The organism is Bradyrhizobium sp. NBAIM03 (assembly GCF_020194055.1).
Taxonomy (GTDB): Bacteria; Pseudomonadota; Alphaproteobacteria; order Rhizobiales; family Xanthobacteraceae; genus Bradyrhizobium; species Bradyrhizobium yuanmingense.
Genome location: NZ_JADYVS010000070.1, coordinates 1 through 3,344 on the forward strand (window position 1 = coordinate 1; position 3,344 = coordinate 3,344).

1 protein-coding gene is annotated in these 3,344 nt (G+C 65.4%); it reads left to right on the forward strand.

The window, feature by feature from the left end; all coding sequences use genetic code 11:
* Positions 1 to 19: 19 nt before the first annotated feature.
* Positions 20 to 3,344: amino acid adenylation domain-containing protein (locus tag I6F21_RS37350; protein ID WP_346656857.1), on the forward strand; the 3,325-nt coding region annotated here is incomplete at its 3' end.

The following is a 3,344-nucleotide window of genomic DNA, read 5'->3' on the forward strand; positions in this document are numbered from 1 at the left end:
CTGCATTGGCGGGGCGGGGGTGGCGCGGGGCTACCTCAACCGCCCTGAGCTGACAGCGGAGCGGTTCATCCCCAGTCCCTTTGTCGAGGGCGACCGGCTGTACCGGACCGGCGACCTGGCACGCTACCTGCCGGATGGCAATCTGGAGTTTTTAGGCCGCAACGACGAGCAGGTGAAGATCCGCGGCTTCCGGATCGAACCGGGCGAGATCGTCGCGCGGCTTTGCGGCCACCCCTGCGTGCGCGAGGCGGTGGTGGTGGCGCGCGAGGATGGTCGCGGCGAGCAGCGCCTCGTTGCGTATGTCGTTGCCGCCGAAGCTGAGGAATCTGATCTTGCCGGCGGTTTGCGGGCGCATGTGAGTGCGGGGCTGCCGGACTACATGGTGCCGAGTGCGTTCGTGCGGCTGGCGGCGCTTCCGCTGACGCTGAACGGTAAGCTCAATCGAAACGCGCTGCCGGCCCCGGGCGACGAGGCGTATGCGCGCCGGACCTACGCGCCGCCACAGGGCGAGACGGAGACGGTGCTGGCGCAGATCTGGGCCGAGCTGCTGGGGCTGGAGCGGGTCGGACGGCACGACAACTTCTTCGAACTGGGAGGGCACTCGCTCTTGGCGGTGCAGATGATCGAGCGTCTAAGGCGGCGGTCACTGCGCATCGAGGTGCGCACCTTGTTCGTCAAGCCGGTGCTGGCTGATCTGGCTGCAAGCCTGGGCCGCCATCACGAGGTGGCGGTCCCGGCCAACCTGATCACCGAGCGAAGTGCGGCGATCACGCCGCAGATGTTGCCGCTGATTGAGCTGGCCCAGGGCGAGATCGACCGGATCATCGCCACAGTGCCCGGCGGGATTTGCAACATCCAGGACATTTACGGCCTGTCGCCGCTGCAGGACGGCATCCTGTTCCATCATCTGTTGGCGGCAAAGGGCGATCCGTACCTGCTGGTATCGCAGATGGCGTTTGACGAGCGTGGGCTGCTCGATCGCTATCTTGCCGCGGTCCAGCGGGTGGTGAATCGGCACGACATTCTGCGCACCTCGTTCGTCTGGGAGGGCCTGTCGCGCCCGGCCCAGGTGGTGTGGCGGGAGGCGCGACTGGAGGTGATCGAGGTCGAGCTGGATGGCGCTCATGGTGCTGGCGCCGCGCAGCTTAAGGAGCGGTTTGATCCGCGCCAGCACCGCATCGAGCTTGGCCGAGCACCACTGCTGCGATTTATGATTGCGCGCGAGCCCGGCAGCGCGCGCTGGCTGCTGCTGGAGCTGCAGCATCATCTGATCGGGGATCACACGACGCGGGACGTGATGCATGCTGAGGTCCGGGCCGAGCTGGAGGGGCGCCAGCATGAGCTGACGGCGCCGCAGCCATTCCGCAATCTGGTGGCGCAGGCGCATCTACGCCGTGATGCCAAGGCCGATGAAGCGTTCTTTCGGGAGCTGCTGGCCGACATCGACGAGCCGAGCACGCCGTTCGGCTTGCGCGAGGTGCGCGGCGACGGCAGCGGGGTTCGAGAGGCGCAGCGGATGCTGCCGTCAGCGCTCCAAGCGAGGCTGCGCGAACAGGCACGGCGGCTGGGCGTGAGTCTGGCGAGCCTGTGCCATCTGGCGTGGGGACAGGTGGTGGCGCGCAGCAGCGGCCGCGAGCAGGTGGTGTTCGGCACGGTGCTGTTAGGCCGCCTGCAGGGCAGCGCTGGCGCCGACCGCACGATGGGGCTGTTCATCAACACCCTGCCGCTGCGGCTTGATCTTGATGGGACAGCGGTCGAGGCGAGCGTGCGAACCACGCACGCCCGGCTGGCCGAGCTCTTGGCGCACGAGCAGGCCTCGCTGGCGCTGGTACAGCGCTGCAGCGCTGTTGCGGCGTCGGCGCCGCTGTTCAGCACGTTGTTGAACTACCGTCACAACACGGCGCCGGCTGTGCCCGGCTCCGGGATGGATGATGTCTTGTCGGGCATGGAATGGCTGGGTGGGGAGGAACGCACCAATTATCCGCTGACCCTGTCGGTGGAGGATTTTGGCGAGGCGCTGGGCCTCACTGTGCAGGTGGCGGAGCCTATCTCTGCGGATCGGATCTGCGGCTACATGCAGCGGGTGCTCGAGGAGCTGGCAAAGGCGCTGGAGCATGCCCCGGATACGCCGGTACGCGAGTTGGACATCTTGCCAGCTGAAGAGCGCACCTATCTGCTGGAGGATCTGAACCGGACGGCGGAGGCCTATCCATCGGACCTGTGCGTCCATGAGCTGTTCGAGGCGCAGGTGCAAAAGGCGCCGGAGGCGGTGGCGCTGGTCTGCGAAAACGAGCGGCTGAGCTATGGCGAGCTCAACGCGCGGGCCAACCGGCTGGCGCATCACCTGATCGCCCTCGGGGTCAAGCCGGACCAGCCGGTTGCGATCTGCCTCGAACGCAGTCCGGCGATGGTGGTTGGTGTCTTGGCGATCCTCAAGGCTGGCGGTGCCTATCTGCCGCTGGACCCAGCATATCCCAGCGAGCGGCTGCATCAGGTTGTCGACGATGCCGCGCCGCGGCTGCTGCTTTGCGACGTCGTCGGTCGCGCAGCACTCGGTCTCGAGGTGCTGACCGATGTGACGGTCATCGATGTGGAGACGGCCACGCCCGCCTGGGCCGAACGGGCGGCTTCAAACCCTGACCGGCGCACGCTTGGCCTCACATCGGGCCATCTCGCTTATGTGATCTACACCTCAGGCTCAACCGGAACCCCAAAGGGGGTCATGGTCCAGCATCAAGGGTTGGTCAATCTGCTGTCGGCTCAGGTCGGCCTCTTTGGCGCTTCTTCCAACAGCCGCGTCGTGCAGTTCGCCTCCATTGCTTTTGATGCAAGCGCTTGGGAGCTTGTTATGGCGTTTGGCTCCGGAGCCGCTTTGCACTTGCCTGCGGAAGAGATCCGTCAAGCGAGTAACAAGCTATCGGATTATCTGCAAAGCGAAGCCATCACCCACGCGACATTACCCCCAGCGTTGCTTCAGACAAACAAGGATCCGAAATGTTTGGCTGTGCAAGCTCTCGTTCTTGCTGGAGAGCTGCCGAAGCCAGAACTCATCCGAAGTCTGGCCCCAACATCAATTGTCAATGCTTACGGCCCGACCGAGGCAACAGTCTGTGCGACGATCTGGACTTGCCCGGCTGATTTTAATGGGTCATTGGTCCCGATCGGGCGCCCAATCGCCAACACGCGTGTGTACTTGCTGGATGGCCATGGCGCGCCCGTGCCGTTCGGCGCGGTGGGTGAGCTTTACATTGGCGGGGCGGGGGTGGCACGGGGCTACCTCAACCGCCCTGAGCTGACCGCGGAGCGGTTCATCGCCAGTCCCTTTGTCGAGGGCGATCGGCTGT